The 14,179-nt window shown below is 72.2% G+C and carries 15 protein-coding genes; 5 read left to right on the top strand and 10 right to left on the bottom strand.

Annotation, left to right across the window (positions count from 1 at the left end):
- The first annotated feature begins 141 nt into the window (after nt 1–141).
- Both ABZO31_RS22290 and ABZO31_RS22285 read left to right on the top strand, forming a co-directional pair.
- Entirely contained in the window at nt 142–1,572 is a 1,431-nt protein-coding gene (locus ABZO31_RS22290; protein ID WP_406863028.1) for a zinc-dependent metalloprotease, read from the top strand.
- Nucleotides 1,569–2,090 (top strand): NUDIX hydrolase, encoded by a 522-nt coding sequence (locus ABZO31_RS22285; protein ID WP_406863027.1) that lies wholly within the window; start codon nt 1,569–1,571, stop codon nt 2,088–2,090. The genes ABZO31_RS22290 and ABZO31_RS22285 overlap by 4 nt, the downstream gene beginning before the upstream one ends.
- Nucleotides 2,091–2,144: 54 nt before the next feature.
- Here the strand turns inward: ABZO31_RS22285 and ABZO31_RS22280 are convergent, their stop codons facing one another.
- The 4 genes from ABZO31_RS22280 to ABZO31_RS22265 form a co-directional block, all read right to left on the bottom strand.
- Entirely contained in the window at nt 2,145–2,900 is a 756-nt protein-coding gene (locus tag ABZO31_RS22280) for an AIM24 family protein (RefSeq protein WP_406863026.1), read from the bottom strand.
- A gap of 19 nt (nt 2,901–2,919) precedes the next feature.
- Nucleotides 2,920–3,600, bottom strand: coding sequence for an AIM24 family protein (locus tag ABZO31_RS22275; protein WP_406863025.1), 681 nt, complete (start codon nt 3,598–3,600; stop codon nt 2,920–2,922).
- Nucleotides 3,601–3,614: 14 nt separating this feature from the next.
- Nucleotides 3,615–5,285, bottom strand: coding sequence for a TerD family protein (locus ABZO31_RS22270; protein WP_406863024.1), 1,671 nt, complete (start codon nt 5,283–5,285; stop codon nt 3,615–3,617).
- A 133-nt stretch (nt 5,286–5,418) separates the two neighbouring features.
- A complete protein-coding gene (locus tag ABZO31_RS22265; protein WP_406863023.1) occupies nt 5,419–5,994 on the bottom strand; it encodes a M48 family metallopeptidase in 576 nt (191 codons plus the stop codon).
- Between the two features lie 206 nt (nt 5,995–6,200).
- Here ABZO31_RS22265 and ABZO31_RS22260 point away from each other — a divergent pair, with 206 nt between their 5' ends.
- A complete protein-coding gene (locus tag ABZO31_RS22260) occupies nt 6,201–7,355 on the top strand; it encodes a TOMM precursor leader peptide-binding protein (protein WP_406863022.1) in 1,155 nt (384 codons plus the stop codon).
- A 40-nt stretch (nt 7,356–7,395) separates the two neighbouring features.
- Nucleotides 7,396–8,739, top strand: a complete 1,344-nt coding sequence (locus ABZO31_RS22255) for an ABC1 kinase family protein (protein WP_406863021.1) — start codon at nt 7,396–7,398, stop codon at nt 8,737–8,739.
- 45 nt (nt 8,740–8,784) lie between these two features.
- Here ABZO31_RS22255 and ABZO31_RS22250 read toward each other — a convergent pair whose 3' ends face one another.
- The 5 genes from ABZO31_RS22250 to ABZO31_RS22230 all read right to left on the bottom strand — a co-directional run bounded on the left by ABZO31_RS22250 (nt 8,785) and on the right by ABZO31_RS22230 (nt 12,676).
- Nucleotides 8,785–8,985 (bottom strand): hypothetical protein, encoded by a 201-nt coding sequence (locus ABZO31_RS22250; RefSeq protein WP_406863020.1) that lies wholly within the window; start codon nt 8,983–8,985, stop codon nt 8,785–8,787.
- A gap of 101 nt (nt 8,986–9,086) precedes the next feature.
- Nucleotides 9,087–9,410 (bottom strand): hypothetical protein, encoded by a 324-nt coding sequence (locus tag ABZO31_RS22245; RefSeq protein WP_406863019.1) that lies wholly within the window; start codon nt 9,408–9,410, stop codon nt 9,087–9,089.
- A complete protein-coding gene (locus ABZO31_RS22240) occupies nt 9,407–9,775 on the bottom strand; it encodes a WhiB family transcriptional regulator (protein WP_406863018.1) in 369 nt (122 codons plus the stop codon). The genes ABZO31_RS22245 and ABZO31_RS22240 overlap by 4 nt, the downstream gene beginning before the upstream one ends.
- 173 nt (nt 9,776–9,948) lie before the next feature.
- Complete coding sequence (locus ABZO31_RS22235; RefSeq protein ID WP_406863017.1) at nt 9,949–10,302, bottom strand: hypothetical protein; 354 nt, start codon at nt 10,300–10,302, stop codon at nt 9,949–9,951.
- A 166-nt stretch (nt 10,303–10,468) separates the two neighbouring features.
- Entirely contained in the window at nt 10,469–12,676 is a 2,208-nt protein-coding gene (locus ABZO31_RS22230; protein ID WP_406863016.1) for an ATP-dependent DNA helicase UvrD2, read from the bottom strand.
- A 176-nt stretch (nt 12,677–12,852) separates the two neighbouring features.
- Here ABZO31_RS22230 and ABZO31_RS22225 point away from each other — a divergent pair, with 176 nt between their 5' ends.
- The gene (locus tag ABZO31_RS22225; protein ID WP_318103188.1) at nt 12,853–13,110 is read left to right on the top strand and encodes a mycoredoxin; all 258 of its coding nucleotides are present in this window, start codon (nt 12,853–12,855) and stop codon (nt 13,108–13,110) included.
- A gap of 59 nt (nt 13,111–13,169) precedes the next feature.
- On the opposite strand, the gene nudC is transcribed toward ABZO31_RS22225, so the two are convergent.
- A complete protein-coding gene (nudC, locus tag ABZO31_RS22220; RefSeq protein WP_406863014.1) occupies nt 13,170–14,123 on the bottom strand; it encodes an NAD(+) diphosphatase in 954 nt (317 codons plus the stop codon).
- Nucleotides 14,124–14,179: the final 56 nt, after the last annotated feature.

Here is a 14,179-nt window from a genome sequence, read left to right as displayed (position 1 = left end):
ACCAGGTGGCGTCCATCCTGCCGCAGGCGGCGAGACGGCGAAGCACTGAGGCCTAGTCCGCCCTCGATGTCTAGGCTTGGTGGTGTTGTCGGGCAGTCGCCGCCGGCGGAGAGCCGGCGGCCCTACGAGCCGAGGAAACCCGTGAGTGACACCCCATTCGGATTCGGCCTTCCGCCGGAGGAGCCGGAGAACGGCGACGAGGGCAAGAAGAAGGACCCTGCCGGAGGTGGTCAGGGTCCTGGCAACCCCTTCGGCTTCGGAGGCCTGCCGGGCGGCGGCGACAATCCGTTCGCCGCGATGTTCGGCAACCTGAACCCCAACGACCTGGGGGCGGCCTTCCAGCAGCTCGGCCAGATGCTGAGCTACGAGGGCGGTCCCGTGAACTGGGACATGGCCAAGCAGATCGCCCGCCAGGTGGTCGCGCAGGGCACCCCGGACGGCGTGAAGGACGCCAGCGTCGGCGCGTCGGAGAAGTCCGCCGTCGAGGAGGCCGTGCGCCTGGCCGACCTGTGGCTGGACCAGGTGACCTCGCTGCCCTCCGGCGCGAACACCGCTGTGGCGTGGAGCCGCGCCGAGTGGGTCGAGGCGACCCTCCCGGCCTGGCAGCAGCTGGTCGACCCGGTCGCCGAGCGGGTCGGCACGGCGATGGGCGACGTGCTGCCCGAGGAGATGCAGGCCATGGCCGGCCCGCTGATCGGCATGATGCGCTCCATGGGCGGCGCGATGTTCGGCCAGCAGATCGGGCAGGCCGTGGGCGCGCTGGCGGGCGAGGTGGTCGGTTCGACCGACATCGGCCTGCCGCTCGGCCCGGCCGGGAAGGCTGCGCTGCTGCCGCTGAACGTGGCGGCGCTCGGCAAGGACCTGAGCGTGCCGATGGACGAGGTGCGGCTGTACCTGGCGCTGCGCGAGGCCGCCCACCAGCGGCTCTTCGCCCACGTGCCGTGGCTGCGCTCGCACCTCTTCGGCGCGGTCGAGGGCTACGCCCGCGGGATCAAGGTCGACACCTCCAAGCTGGAGGACGCGGTCGGCAATCTGGACCCGACGCACCCGGAGCAGCTGCAGGAGGCACTGCAGCAGGGCATGTTCCAGCCGGAGGACACCCCGGAGCAGAAGGCCGCCCTGGCCCGCCTCGAGACGGCGCTCGCGCTGGTCGAGGGCTGGGTGGACGCGGTGGTCCACGAGGCCGCGAAGTCCAGGCTGACCTCGGCGGACGCGCTGCGCGAGACGCTGCGCCGGCGCCGTGCGTCGGGCGGTCCGGCCGAGCAGACCTTCGCCACGCTGATCGGTCTGCAGCTGCGTCCGCGCCGGCTGCGGGACGCCTCGCGGCTGTGGGCCTCGCTCACGGACGCGCGCGGCGTGGACGGCCGGGACGACCTGTGGAGCCACCCGGACATGCTGCCGACGGCGTCCGACCTGGACGACCCGGACGGCTTCGTGCACCGCGAGCAGCTCGACTTCTCGGAGCTCGACAAGATGCTGGGCGAGGCCGCCGGAGGCCGCGCCGAGGGTCCGGGCGACGGTGCGGGCGAGGACGAGGGCAACGGCGAGGGCAAGGACGACCAGGGCAAGTGAGTCTGTACGACGACGCCGTCCTCGTACTCAAGGGGTACGGGGACCAGTCCGAGCTGCGCGAGGTCTACCTGGACCATCTGGCGGCGCATCCGGACGGCATGTACAAGCCCTGCACGGCGGGCCATCTGACCGGCAGCGCGCTGGTGATCGACCCCGCGCGGGACCGGGTGCTGCTGACGCTGCACAAGAAGCTGAACATGTGGCTGCAGATGGGCGGCCACTGCGAGCCCGGCGACCCGACGCTGGCCGCGGCCGCGCTGCGGGAGGCGACGGAGGAGTCCGGGATCGCAGGTCTGACGCTGCTGCGGGGCGGCCCGGTGCGCCTGGACCGGCACCCGATCCCGGCGCCCTGCCACTGGCACCTGGACGTGCAGTACGCCGCGCTGGCCCCGGCGGGCGCGGAGGCGGCGATCAGCGAGGAGTCGCTGGACCTGCGCTGGTTCGCGTACGACGAGGTGGCCTCGGTGGCGGACACCTCGGTGGTCCGGCTGCTCGAGGCCACGCTGGCCCGGCTGTAGCGCACGCGTAAGGGGCGGTCGCCATGGCGACCGCCCCTTACGCATGTCCCGGTGTCAGTTCCAGGCGTTGTTCTGGTTCTGGCCGTGCGAGCCGTGCTGGCCCATGCCGAACTGGGCGGCGACGCCCTGGCCGACGGCGGCGTTCTGCGGCGGCATGACCTCGCTGGGCTGGACCAGGGCGTAGCCCTGTCCGAGGAAGCTGAGCTCCCAGCCCTCGCCGGTGTTGCCGCGGCGACGCATCACGCTGGTGTTCACCGTCTGCGACTGCATCTGCACCCGCAGCCCGGTGGACCAGGCGACGATCGCGTCCGCGTCGACGTTGACGTACTTGTCGGGCGTGACCAGCATCATCAGCGGCTGACCGGAGGTCATCAGGGCGACCTTGCCGCGGCCGGAGATGTTGAGCTGGTACTTGCCGGAGCCGGAGATGCCGTACTGGCTGTCCACGGCGATGACCTCGGTGTGCAGCGTCGAGTCCAGCGCCAGGACATAGGCGCTGTCGACGGTCATGCCCTCCTGGTCGACGTCCACCACGTGCACGTACTGGGCCAGGTTGGCGAAGTAGACCGTGCCCTGGCCGGAGCAGCGCATGAGGTCCAGGCCCTCACCGGTGCGGGCGCGCGCCCGCCGCTGGTTCGGGGTCTGGTACTCGCCGTCGAAGTCGACCAGGCCCTGGTACGCGACCATGGCGCCCTTGCGGGCCAGGATGTCGTCCTGGCCGTTGAGGGCGACCCGCAGCAGCTGCGGGTTCTGCATCACGTACCGGTCCTGGCTCTGCTGCTCGCCGTAGTTGAAAAGCGGGCTCTGCATGATGTGTTCTCGCTCCCCCTCAGCCCCGGACCCGCAGGCGGTCGGTGCTGTCCTCGCTCGGCTGTACGACGACGATGCCCTGGCCGGAGAAGGCCATCTGGTACGCCTCGCCGCTGCCCCGCCCGATGAGCGAGGAGGCCTTGAAGCTGCGCTTGCCCTTGACCTTCAGGTTCGGCGACCAGGCGACGAGCGCGTCGGGGTCGACGTACGTCTCGTCGTCGCCGCGGCCGCAGTCGACGACGATCGGGGTGCCGCGCGAGGTCAGGGCGACCCAGCCGGTACCGGCGATCTCGACGTTGAACAGGCCCTGGCCGGCGAACTTCGCCAGGCCCTTGACCCGCTCCACGCCCCACTGGAGGTGGGCGTCGAAGGCGAGGACGTTGGTGCCGTTGACGGAGAGCGAGTCGTTCTGGAGGTTGATCACGACGACGTCGGCGCCGTAGTCGGCCAGGTAGAGCAGTCCGTCGCCGGAGCACTTCATGACCGGCGCGCCCTCGCCGGTGGCCCACGCCTGGGCGACCTGGCGCAGGGCCGGCGGGTTGGGCTCGTAGGTGATGAAGCCTTCGTAGGCGACCATCGAGCCGGTGCGCGCGTACAGGTCCTGGCCGCTGGCCATGGCGACCTTGAGCATGGTGCGGCCGTGGTTCTCCATCCGGGCCGCGATCGGGGTCGGGGCGAAGCCCGCGAGTTGCTGGTTCATCGGTTCGGGCTCCCTCAGACCTCGTACGGCTGGACGACGATGAAGTTGCCGGGGGCACCCCGGAACTGGAGGTTCACCGTCTCGCCGCTGTGACCCGGGTACGCGTTGCGGCGCAGCCGGACCTGGCTGGAGAGGATCACCTGGGACGCGGACGACCAGGCGACGACGGCGTTGCAGTCGGCGAAGGTGGTCGGCGTGACGGGCAGCACCACGGGGATGCCGTGGGTCTTCACGATGACCGTGCCGGTGCCCTGGAACTGCATGGTGAACAGGGCGCCGCCGGGGATGCCGTGGCCCTCGATGCGGCGGACCTCGTGCTGCAGGGACTCGTCGAACGCGAGGACGTTCTCGGCGGAGACGCAGATGCCGTCGCCCTGGAGCTCGATCGGGTGCAGGTGCGCGCCGTTCTCGGCGAGGAAGACCTGGCCACGGCCGGTACAGCGCATCAGCTGCATCTCCTGGCCGGTGGCGTTGCCGACGATGCGGCCGGCGAAGCCGGCGCTCTTGTAGGCGAAGTCGACCTTGCCCTGGTACATGACCATGCTGCCCTGGCGGGCGAGGACGGCGTTGCCGCCCATCTGCAGGTCGACCCGCATGAGCTGCTGGTTCTGCGGGGTCCAGCGGGCGCCGGTCGCGGCCTCGCGGTACGGGGCGAGCGCGGCGGCGAGGCCGGGGCCGGAGGCGGCGGGGACGCCCATGCCGGGCGCGCCGGTCATTCCGGGCTGGGGCATTCCGGGGGCACCGGGTACACCGGGCATTCCGGGCTGCGGCATTCCGGGCTGCTGGCCGTACTGCGGCTGACCGTACGGAGCCTGACCCGGGATCTGGCCGGGGACCTGACCCGGGACCTGACCGTACGGCTGCGGTGCCTGCGGCGGCTGGCCGTACGGGCCCGGGGCGGCCGGCGCCGGAGCGGGGGCCGGGGGCGCGACGGGGGCCACGACGGTCGGCTGCGCGTGGACCGGCTGGACCGGCGGCGCGGGCGGCTGGGGGGCCGCCGGGGCGCCGAAGGCCGGTGCGGGCTGCGGGACCTGGGGCGCGGCCGGTGCCGGCGGGGCCGCCGGGGCGCCGAACGCGGGCGGCGCGGCGGGCGCGGCTCCCTGTGGCGGGGCGAAGCCGGGGGCCGCTGCCGGGGCCTGCTGGGCGGCGGGCTGCTCCTCGGCGACCTCGCCGCCGAAGTTCTTCAGCAGCGCCTCGAGTCCGCCGTCGAAGCCCTGCCCGACGGCGGCGAACCGCCACACGTCCTTCAGGTAGAAGTCACCGAGCATCACGGCCCGCTCGGTGGAGAACTCCGAGCCGTCGAAGGCGTACCGGGCGACCTCGTCGCCGCCGGCGACGATCCGGATGTAGCCGGGGCCGATCTGGCTCATCTGGCCGGCGCCGTCGAGCGTCGCGGTGAACGACAGCTTGTGGATGTTCGCCGGAAGGCGGTCCAGCGTGACGCGGAAGGCCTCGGTGTCGCCCGCCTGCGCGCCCAGCAGCTGGATGGACTCCTCCGGCGACTTCGGCTGGTTGAAGAAGATGAAGTACCGGTCGTCCGAGAGCCGCTCGTCGGCGTCGAGACCGAAGCAGCTGATGTCGAAGGTCAGCCCGGGCGCGGCGATCTGCACGCCCACGTACAGATCGGTTCCCGGTGTCAGATCACTGATCTTGGCCTTGTGGCCGCGTTGGAATTCCCTGGCCATGCGTAACGACCGTCCCCCATCCCGATATCCGAATGCGTCGCGTCAGGCTAACTGCTGCACACGACATTGAGCCAAGCCGCGACGGTTTCGGTACACGATTGGCGAACGGAAAGGCCGGACGGTGCTCCGGCCGTCACTCCTCGCGTGCGGCGGGCAGGTGCGGCAGACGTTCGGCGGCGACCACGCCCTCGAGATAGCCGCGGGCCCGCTCGGTCTTCGGGTACGCCTCCAGGAGCCGCCAGAAGCGCGGGCCGTGCCCGGGCACCAGCAGGTGGGCGAGCTCGTGGACGAGGACGTAGTCGACGACGTACTCGGGCATGCCCTGGAGCCGGTGGGAGAGACGGATGCTGCCCTCGGCCGGGGTGCAGGAGCCCCAGCGGGTGTTCTGGTTGGTCACCCAGCGCACCGAGGTGGGGCGGGCCCGGCCGTCGAAGTACTGGGCGGACAGCCGCTCGGCGCGCTCGGCGAGTTCGGTGTCGCCGAGGATGCTGCGGCTCTCCTGTGCGGCGAGCTTGTCGAGCATCACGGTGACCCAGCGTCGCTCCTCCGCCTCCGACATCCGGGCGGGGATGAGCACGATGGTGCGGTCGCCCTCACGGTAGGCGGAGACGGTTCTGCTCCGCCGTGAGCTTCTGCGGACCTCGACCGCGCTCGTTCCCGAACCGCGGGGCGGCTTGCTTGTCACGCTGCGCTGAGGGTCGGCGGGCACGGCCCCGACGTTACCCGCTGTCAGCGTGGGAAGTCCCGCCTCCGGGGCCGTTTCCGGGGCGATCCGGCAGCGCCGTGCACCATTTGAAGTACTAATACCCCTCCCCTGTGGACGACTTCGGAGGACGGGTCTCGCGAGCGGGCATTCTCACAGCAGGTCGACGGGGATCGCCCGGGAAGTCACGGGCGGGGAATGGGGGGTGTCGGATGAATCCGATGGTGAAACCGGCGCTGCGGCGCGCCTGGAGGGATCTTCAGTTCGTGCAGTTCGGTGCCACGTCCGCGCACGCGGTGGTGGTGGGTCCGGTGGGACTGACGGCGGGCACGCTGATCGCGCGGATGGACGGGACGCGCGGGCAGGAGCTGCTGCGGGCGGAGGCGAAGGCGCTGGGCCTGCCGGACGGTCTGGTCGACCGGATGGTCGCGCGGCTCGCGGACGCCGGGCTGATCGTCGATGCGGACGGGGCGCGGCCTCGGACGGCCGGAGCGTCGCGGCACGCCGCCGGCGCCCAGGATCCGCTGCGCGCCGACCTGGCGGCGCTGTCGGTGGTCGAGCGGGAACCGGACGGGCCGGTGCGGCGGATGGGCGCGCGGGCGGCGCTGCGGGTGCAGGTGCGGGGCGCGGGCCGGGTGGGCGCGGCGGTCGCGGCGCTGCTCTCGGCCTCCGGAGTGGGGCGGGTGGAGGTCCTTGACTCGGGGTCGGTTCAGCCGTGGGAGGTGTCGCCGGGCGGGCTGCCGGCCGAGGCCGTGGGCGAGCGGCGGGCGGTGGCGGCCGGGCGGCTCGTGGGGCGGTCGGCGCCGGGCGGCCGGCCGCCGCGGCAGGCCGGGGGCCCGGGCGGCGGCGATCCGGGGCCGGCTCTGGTGGTGGTGACGCCGCGGGACGGACTGGGGGCGTACGTCCCGGATCCGGTGCCGGCCGCGCCGTGGATCGCCGGGGGTGTGCCGCACCTGTACGCGGGGGTGGTCGAGGCGACCGGGGTGGTGGGGCCGCTGGTGCTGCCGGGCGGGACGGCCTGTGCGGAGTGTCTGCTGCGGGAGCGGACGGACCGGGAGCCGGTGTGGCCGAGGATGCTGGCGCAGTGGCGGTCCGGCGCGCCGGATCCGGCGCCGGCCTGCGACACCTCGCTGGCGGCGGCTGTCGCCGGGCTGACGGCGGCTCATGCGCTGGCGTTCCTCGACGGGGAGCTGCCGGCGTGCACGGGGGCACGGTGGGAGGTGTCGATGCCGCTGCTCGAGTGGCGTGTCGAGCGGTTCGAGCCCGCTCCGGGGTGTCCGTGCGGCGCCGCAGACAACAGAGAAGGGGACGGAGTGGGGGAGCGCCCCTCCGGGCCGCGGAGGGTGCAGGACACAATGGCGGGGTAACGGCCACCCTCGGAGCGGCAGTCCGGTATTTGGAGGGCGTATGTCTGATCTTCCCCGGAAGGCGGTCACCCGGACCGCGAAGTTGGCCGCGCTGCCACTGGGCATCGCCGGCCGGGCGACGTGGGGCCTGGGCAAGCGGATCGGCGGGAAGTCGGCCGAGATCGTGGCCCGGGAGCTGCAACAGCGCACGGCGGAGCAGCTGTTCAAGGTCCTGGGCGAGCTCAAGGGCGGGGCCATGAAGTTCGGGCAGGCGCTGTCCGTCTTCGAGTCGGCGCTGCCGGAGGAGGTGGCCGGGCCGTACCGGGCGGCGCTGACGAAGCTGCAGGACGCGGCGCCGCCGATGCCGACGCGGACGGTGCACACGGTACTGGCGGAGCGGCTGGGCGAGGACTGGCGGGAGTTGTTCCTGGAGTTCGAGGACAAGCCGGCCGCGGCGGCGTCGATCGGCCAGGTGCACCGGGCGGTGTGGCAGGACGGCCGCGAGGTCGCGGTGAAGGTGCAGTACCCGGGGGCGGGCGAGGCGCTGCTGTCGGACCTGACGCAACTGAGCCGGTTCGCCCGGCTGCTGGGGCCGCTGGTTCCGGGGATGGACATCAAGCCGCTGATCACGGAGCTGCGGGACCGGATCTCGGAGGAGCTGGACTACGGGCTCGAGGCGGAGGCGCAGCGGGCGCACGCGGAGGAGTTCGCGGACGATCCGGACGTGGTGGTGCCGGGTGTGGTGCACCAGTCGGACCAGGTGCTCGTGACGGAGTGGATCGACGGGATCCCGCTGTCCGAGGTGATCGCGGACGGCTCGCGGGAGCAGCGGGACCGGGCCGGACAGCTGCTGGCGCGGTTCCTGTTCTCCGGGCCGGGGCGGACGGGGCTGCTGCACGCGGACCCCCATCCGGGGAACTTCCGGCTGCTGCCGGGCGCGGACGAGGACGGCAGGCCGGACAGCTGGCGGCTGGGGGTCCTGGACTTCGGCACGGTGGACCGGCTGCCGGGCGGGCTGCCGGAGACGATCGGGTCCTGTCTGCGGATGACGCTGGAGGGCGAGGCCGAGACGGTCTACGAGCTGCTGCGCACCGAGGGGTTCGTGAAGGAGAGCGTCGATCTCGATCCGGACGCGGTCCTCGAGTATCTGCTGCCGATCATCGAGCCGGCGCAGGTGGAGTCCTTCGACTTCACCCGGGAGTGGGTGCGGACGCAGGCGGCCCGGATCGCCGATCCCCGCTCCCCCGCGCACCAGTTGGGCAAGAAGCTCAATCTGCCGCCCTCGTACCTGCTGATACACCGGGTGACCCTGAGCACGATCGGCGTGCTGTGCCAGCTGAACGCGACGGTGCGGCTGCGGGAGGAACTGGAGGAGTGGCTGCCCGGGTTCGTCGAGGAGGAGTGAGCGACGTCACCGCCGGCCGGGAGACCCACGGGTCGATCGGCCGGCTCACCACCAGGACGAGTCGAGTCTGCCCTCGATGGATCTGATGTTCTCGCGCGCGCAGGACTCGCAGAAGTAGCGGCGGCTGCCGTTCTCGACCGAGCAGGTCCAGGTCACGGGCAGACTGTCGGCCACCGCGCCGCAGCGGGCGCACACGAAGCTCTCCTCGGAGGTCCGGGGTTCCCGCCCGGAATCGCTGTTCCGCACTCTGCAGACGATAACCCCGCCGGGGTGCGGCGGGCGCGTGCAACGCGGCGCGGGGGCCGGTCCGTTCGGACCGACCCCCGCGGGGCGAGGCTGGTGGAGCCTCAGTGCATCACGGCCATGGCCAGGGCGCGGCGGGCGCGCAGGGAGACTCGCTCGGCACGGCGCTGCATGCGCCGGGCGGTCACCAGACGCACGGCCTGGCGCTCCGAGTCGGCCTCCCGTCGGCGCTCGTGCATATGCGCACGGGCCAAGGCTTCGGGGATGAGTTGCATCTCACGGGTCCTGTTCTGACGCGAGGCGTTCGCGCCGGTGGTGGAAACGTCGGGGGTCGCGGAGCCGGAGGGCTCGCTGGTGGAAGAGGTCATCGGGGCCAGCTTCTGGGGATCGTGCGTGAGGGGTGCGTCGATGGTTCCGGTGATGTTCATGCCGCGACCGGGTTCTTGCGCGGGCGGCCACGCGGCCGCTTGCGGGCGACGACGACGCCCTGCACGAACAGCTCGCCACCCCAGACGCCCCAGGGCTCACGCCGCTCCTTGGCACCCTCGAGGCAGGCCGCCATCAGCGGGCAGGTGCGGCAGAGGGACTTGGCGTACTCGACGTCCGCCGGGGACTCCGCGAAGAAGACCTCCGGGTCGTAGGAACGGCAGGGGACGGGTACGCCGAGGTTCTCGATGGCGTCGTCGAGCGCGGTGAGCGCGGTGAGGGGGGTCAAGGTGGAGTCCTCCGTGAGGCCGGGCGGGGGGATCGTTTCGGAAGGCGGTACGGACGGGGCGTGCGCTTCGAGTTGCACGGGTGTTCTTCCTCGTCTGGTCGTTCCGGCCTGTTGACCGGGGTTTCGGCTGGTACCGGGTTCTGCTGGTCCCGAGGCCCCTTCGGTCCGTCGTCCCCGTTCGGGGACAAACAGAAGGGCCGCGGATCCCGGGTGGGGTTCCGCGGCCCTGAAGGCGCCGGCCTGATCGTCGATCAGGCTGGATCACTCCAGGGTTCGAGCCCACGGAAGGCCCACATCGTGTGGTGGTGCGTCATCGTCTGCTGGGTTCCGGCACCGGTCGCCGTAAAGCCATAGGCCATCGGCTTGGCCTTGCCTGCTACGGCTGCTTCCAGTGCCTTGGTCGGTCGCTCATTGCGCCGCTCGACGACGGGAAGAGCCGTCGGGAGGGACGCCAGGCGCGCAGCCTCGGCACCGGACAGACCGGTGACGGACAGACCGCTGCTGATGAACGCCGAGCCGGAGAGGCCGAGCGAGCAGGCGGAGGCGGCCGAGCGATCGGTCATTTTGGCGGTGCTGACGATGATGCTGTCGATGTTGCTGATCACTGGAATCGCCTCCTCTCGGCGTCTCGGGGGATCGGGGTGAGCCGGTCCCGCATGTATTCGGATAAGTACAGCACGGAGACAGGGCTTCGGAGAAGCCGCTGTCCGTGGTTAAGAACCTATGGGGCTTGACGGGGCGTGCGCAAACTATTTTTTCGACGAGTTTGTATCAAGCGTCCTCGCCGTGTCCCTCAGGCTCCTGACCGGCGCAGATGGCCAGGACGTCGGCCCCGAACCGCTTCAGCTTGCGGGTCCCGACGCCGGCGATGCCGACCAACTCCCGGTTGTCGCCGGGGACCCGCTCGGCGATCGCCATCAGTGTCTTGTCGGTGAAGACGCACCAGGCCGGCTGCCCGAGCTCCCGCGCCTGCCCGGCGCGCCAGTCGTGCAGCCGCTCGTACAGCCCCTCGTCCATGTCGGAGGGACAGTCGTCGCACCGCATCAGCTTCATCGCGCCGGCCTCGGTGAGCGAGGCGCCGCAGACCCGGCAGCGGACGGGGCCGCGGTCCCTGCGCCGTACGACGGCGTCCCCGGCGTCCCGGCCGCCGGGGCCGCCCGCACCCCGCTCGATACCGCCGGCGCCGCCGCTCCAGCCCGTGGCGAGCCGGCCGGAGCCGGGCCGCAGCCCGTTGAGGAACCGGGTGGGGCGGCGCGACGGGCGGCCGCCCGGGGAACGGGACAGGGACCAGGAGAGCGACAGGTGCAGCCGGGCGCGGGTGACGCCCACGTACATCAGGCGGCGCTCCTCCTCGACCTGCTCGTCGGTCTTGGCGTAGGTGATCGGCATCATGCCCTCGGTGAGGCCGACCAGGAACACGGCGTCCCACTCCAGGCCCTTGGCGGCGTGCAGCGAGGCCAGCGTGACGCCCTGCACGGTCGGGGCGTGCTGGGCGGCGGCCCGCTCGTCCAGCTCGGTCACCAGGTCGGACAGGCCCGAACCCGGCCGGGCGCGGGCGAAGTCCTCGGACAGCCGGACCAGGGCCGCCAGGGACTCCCAGCGGTCGCGGGCCGCGCCGGAGCCGGCCGGCGGCTCGCTCGTCCAGCCTTTGGTGGAGAGCACCGCGCGGACCTGGGCGGGCAGGTCGTCGGCGCCGTCGAGGAGCGAGTCGTTCCCGCCCGCGCGGGCCGCGCCGCGCAGGGCGATGCCGGCCTCCCGGACCTCCTGCCGCTCGAAGAACCGCTCCGCGCCGCGCAGCTGGTACGGCACCCCGGCGTCGGCGAGGGCCTGCTCGTAGACCTCCGACTGGGCGTTGACCCGGTACAGCACGGCGATCTCACCGGCCGGGACGCCCGCGGCGATCAGGTCCCGGATCCGGCGGGCGGTGCCCTCGGCCTCGGCGGGCTCGTCCGCGTACTCGGCGTAGAGCGGCTCCGGTCCGGCCTCGCGCTGCGAGACGAGCTCCAGGCGGTGCTCGGCGGCCCGGCCGCGGGCCTGGCTCAGCACCCCGTTCGCCAGGTGCACGACCTGCGGGGTGGAGCGGTAGTCCCGGACCAGCTTCACCACGGTGGCGTTCGGGTGCCGGACCCGGAAGTTCAGCAGGTGCTCGGGGGTGGCGCCGGTGAAGGAGTAGATGGTCTGGCTGGCGTCGCCGACCACGCACAGGTTGTCCCGCTCCCCCAGCCACAGGTCGAGCAGGCGCTGCTGCAGCGGGGAGACGTCCTGGTACTCGTCCACGACGAAGTGCTGGTACTGGCGGCGGATCTGGTCGGCGATGTCGTGCCGGTCCTGGAGGATGCCGACGGTCAGCAGCAGCACGTCCTCGAAGTCGATCACCGAGCGGTCGCGCTTGAGCTGCTCGTACATCGCGTAGATCTGGCCGAGCTCGGCCGGGTCGCGCGGGGCGTCACGGTGCGACGTGGCGACGGCGGCCGGGTAGTCGGCCGGCACGGTCTGGGTGACCTTCGCCCACTCGATCTCGCCGGTGACGTCGCGCAGCTCGTTCCGGTCCAGCCGGACCCGGCAGCGGGCGGCCGCCTCGGCGACCACCTGGACCTTCCGGTCCACGAGCCGGGGCAGCTCGCCACCGACGGCTTTCGGCCAGAAGTACTGGAGCTGCCGCAGGGCCGCCGAGTGGAACGTACGGGCCTGGACGCCGCCCGCGCCGAGCTGGCGGAGCCGGCCGCGCATCTCGCCCGCGGCCCGGTTGGTGAACGTGACGGCCAGCACGGCGGCGGGCTGGAGGACGCCCGCCCGCACCCCGTACGCGATCCGGTGGGTGATCGCGCGGGTCTTGCCCGTGCCGGCCCCGGCGAGTACGCACACCGGGCCGTGCAGTGCCGTGGCGACCTCGCGCTGCTCCGGGTCGAGCCCGTCGAGCACCGCGTCGGCCGACTCCGGCACGTGCGGGAAGAGAGTGGAGTGCGTTGCTGCTGTCACCCCGCCATGCTGCCAGGTTACGGACCCCCGGCGCGGGCCGTCGTCCACAGGCAGCGCCTGGTAGTCGTACGAACACCGGGAGCGTTCTGACGGAGAAACGGGGCCGGGGAATGGTCGGGCCGCGGCATACGTTCCCTACTGTCGGCACCCACCCGCGAACAGAGGAGCGCCTGGCCATGCAGGGCACTGTGACGATGTACAGCACCGAGTGGTGCGGCTACTGCCGCCGGCTGAAGGGCCAGCTGGACCGCGAGGGCATCGCGTACACGGAGATCAACATCGAGCAGGACCCGGAGTCGGCCGCGTTCGTCGAGAAGGCCAACGGGGGCAACCAGACCGTCCCGACCGTCCGCGTGCTGCCGACCGCCGGCGGCGACGAGGTCGTCATGACCAACCCGAGCCTGGCGCAGGTGAAGCAGGCGCTCGGCGTCTGATTTCGGCCATCGCGAGCCGCGGTCTCCGGCATCCGCCGGGAGCCGCGGCTCGTTCCGTTTCAGGCCGCCGGGATCTCGCCCGGCTTCGGCAGCGGCTTGCCGTACCAGAGCTCGATCAGCCGGGAGGCGATGGAGATCCCGTACGGCGGCAGCACCTCGCCCGCGGCGAAGGCGGCGGCCAGGTCCTCGCGGGAGAACCAGCGGGCCTCGTGGATCTCCTCGCCGTCCACGTCGATCTCGGACGACGTCGCCCGCGCCACGAAGCCGAGCATCAGGCTGGACGGGAACGGCCACGGCTGGCTGGCGACGTACTCGACCTCGCCGATCGTGACACCTGCCTCCTCGAAGACCTCGCGGACCACGGCCTGCTCGATCGACTCACCCGGCTCGACGAAGCCCGCGAGGGTCGAGAAGCGGCCCTCGGGCCAGTGGACCTGCCGGCCGAGCAGCGCGCGATCCTCCTCGTCCGTGACCAGCATGATCACGGCCGGGTCGGTGCGCGGGTAGTGCTCCGCACCGCAGGCCGGGCAGCGGCGGACATGGCCCGCCGCGGCGATGACGGTGCGCTCGCCGCAGCGGGAGCAGAAGCGGTGCATCCGCTGCCAGTTCTCCAGGGCGACCGCGTGCACCATCAGGCCGGCGTCGCGCGGCGAGAGCAGCAGCCCGGCCTCCCGCAGCCCGGCGGGGCGGGCGGACTGGTCCATGCGGCCGGGCAGCGCGTCCTTCTGCAGCGCGAAGTAGCTCACACCTTCCTCGTCGGTGCCGAGGAAGTAGCGGTGCGTCTCGGTGACCGGGGCCTCGAAGGCGGGGGTCATGACCAGCTCGGTGCGGCCGTCCGGAGTGTCGTCGATCAGCACCTGACCGCCGGAGACGACGAAGACCCGGGTCTTCGGGTGGCTCCAGGCGGCCGCGAGCCACGCCTCGTCGAGCCGGTGGTGCGCGGCCCGGTCGATCCCGCTCGGGGCGGTGAGACTGATGGGACGGTCTCCGGCCGCGTTACTGATGATGCTCACAGGTGCTTCCAGCTCCCCCGGGATCGGATGGACGGTTTCAGTCAGCGGTTCACGGT

The organism is Streptomyces solicamelliae (assembly GCF_045348655.1).
In the GTDB taxonomy this organism is placed as follows: Bacteria; Actinomycetota; Actinomycetes; order Streptomycetales; family Streptomycetaceae; genus Streptomyces; species Streptomyces solicamelliae.
The sequence above is the reverse complement of the archived record's forward strand: the minus strand, read 5'-3'. Positions and strand labels throughout refer to the sequence as shown.

What these genes read in the sequence shown, in the direction of transcription:
- ABZO31_RS22280 (WP_406863026.1), bottom strand. Translation starts at nt 2,900, where the DNA reads ATGCAGAGCCCGCTTTTCAACTACGGCGAGCAGCAGAGCCAGGACCGG.
- ABZO31_RS22245 (WP_406863019.1), bottom strand. Translation starts at nt 9,410, where the DNA reads ATGAACATCACCGGAACCATCGACGCACCCCTCACGCACGATCCCCAG.
- ABZO31_RS22260 (WP_406863022.1), top strand. Translation starts at nt 6,201, where the DNA reads ATGAATCCGATGGTGAAACCGGCGCTGCGGCGCGCCTGGAGGGATCTT.
- ABZO31_RS22225 (WP_318103188.1), top strand. Translation starts at nt 12,853, where the DNA reads ATGCAGGGCACTGTGACGATGTACAGCACCGAGTGGTGCGGCTACTGC.
- ABZO31_RS22255 (WP_406863021.1), top strand. Translation starts at nt 7,396, where the DNA reads ATGTCTGATCTTCCCCGGAAGGCGGTCACCCGGACCGCGAAGTTGGCC.
- ABZO31_RS22275 (WP_406863025.1), bottom strand. Translation starts at nt 3,600, where the DNA reads ATGAACCAGCAACTCGCGGGCTTCGCCCCGACCCCGATCGCGGCCCGG.
- ABZO31_RS22270 (WP_406863024.1), bottom strand. Translation starts at nt 5,285, where the DNA reads ATGGCCAGGGAATTCCAACGCGGCCACAAGGCCAAGATCAGTGATCTG.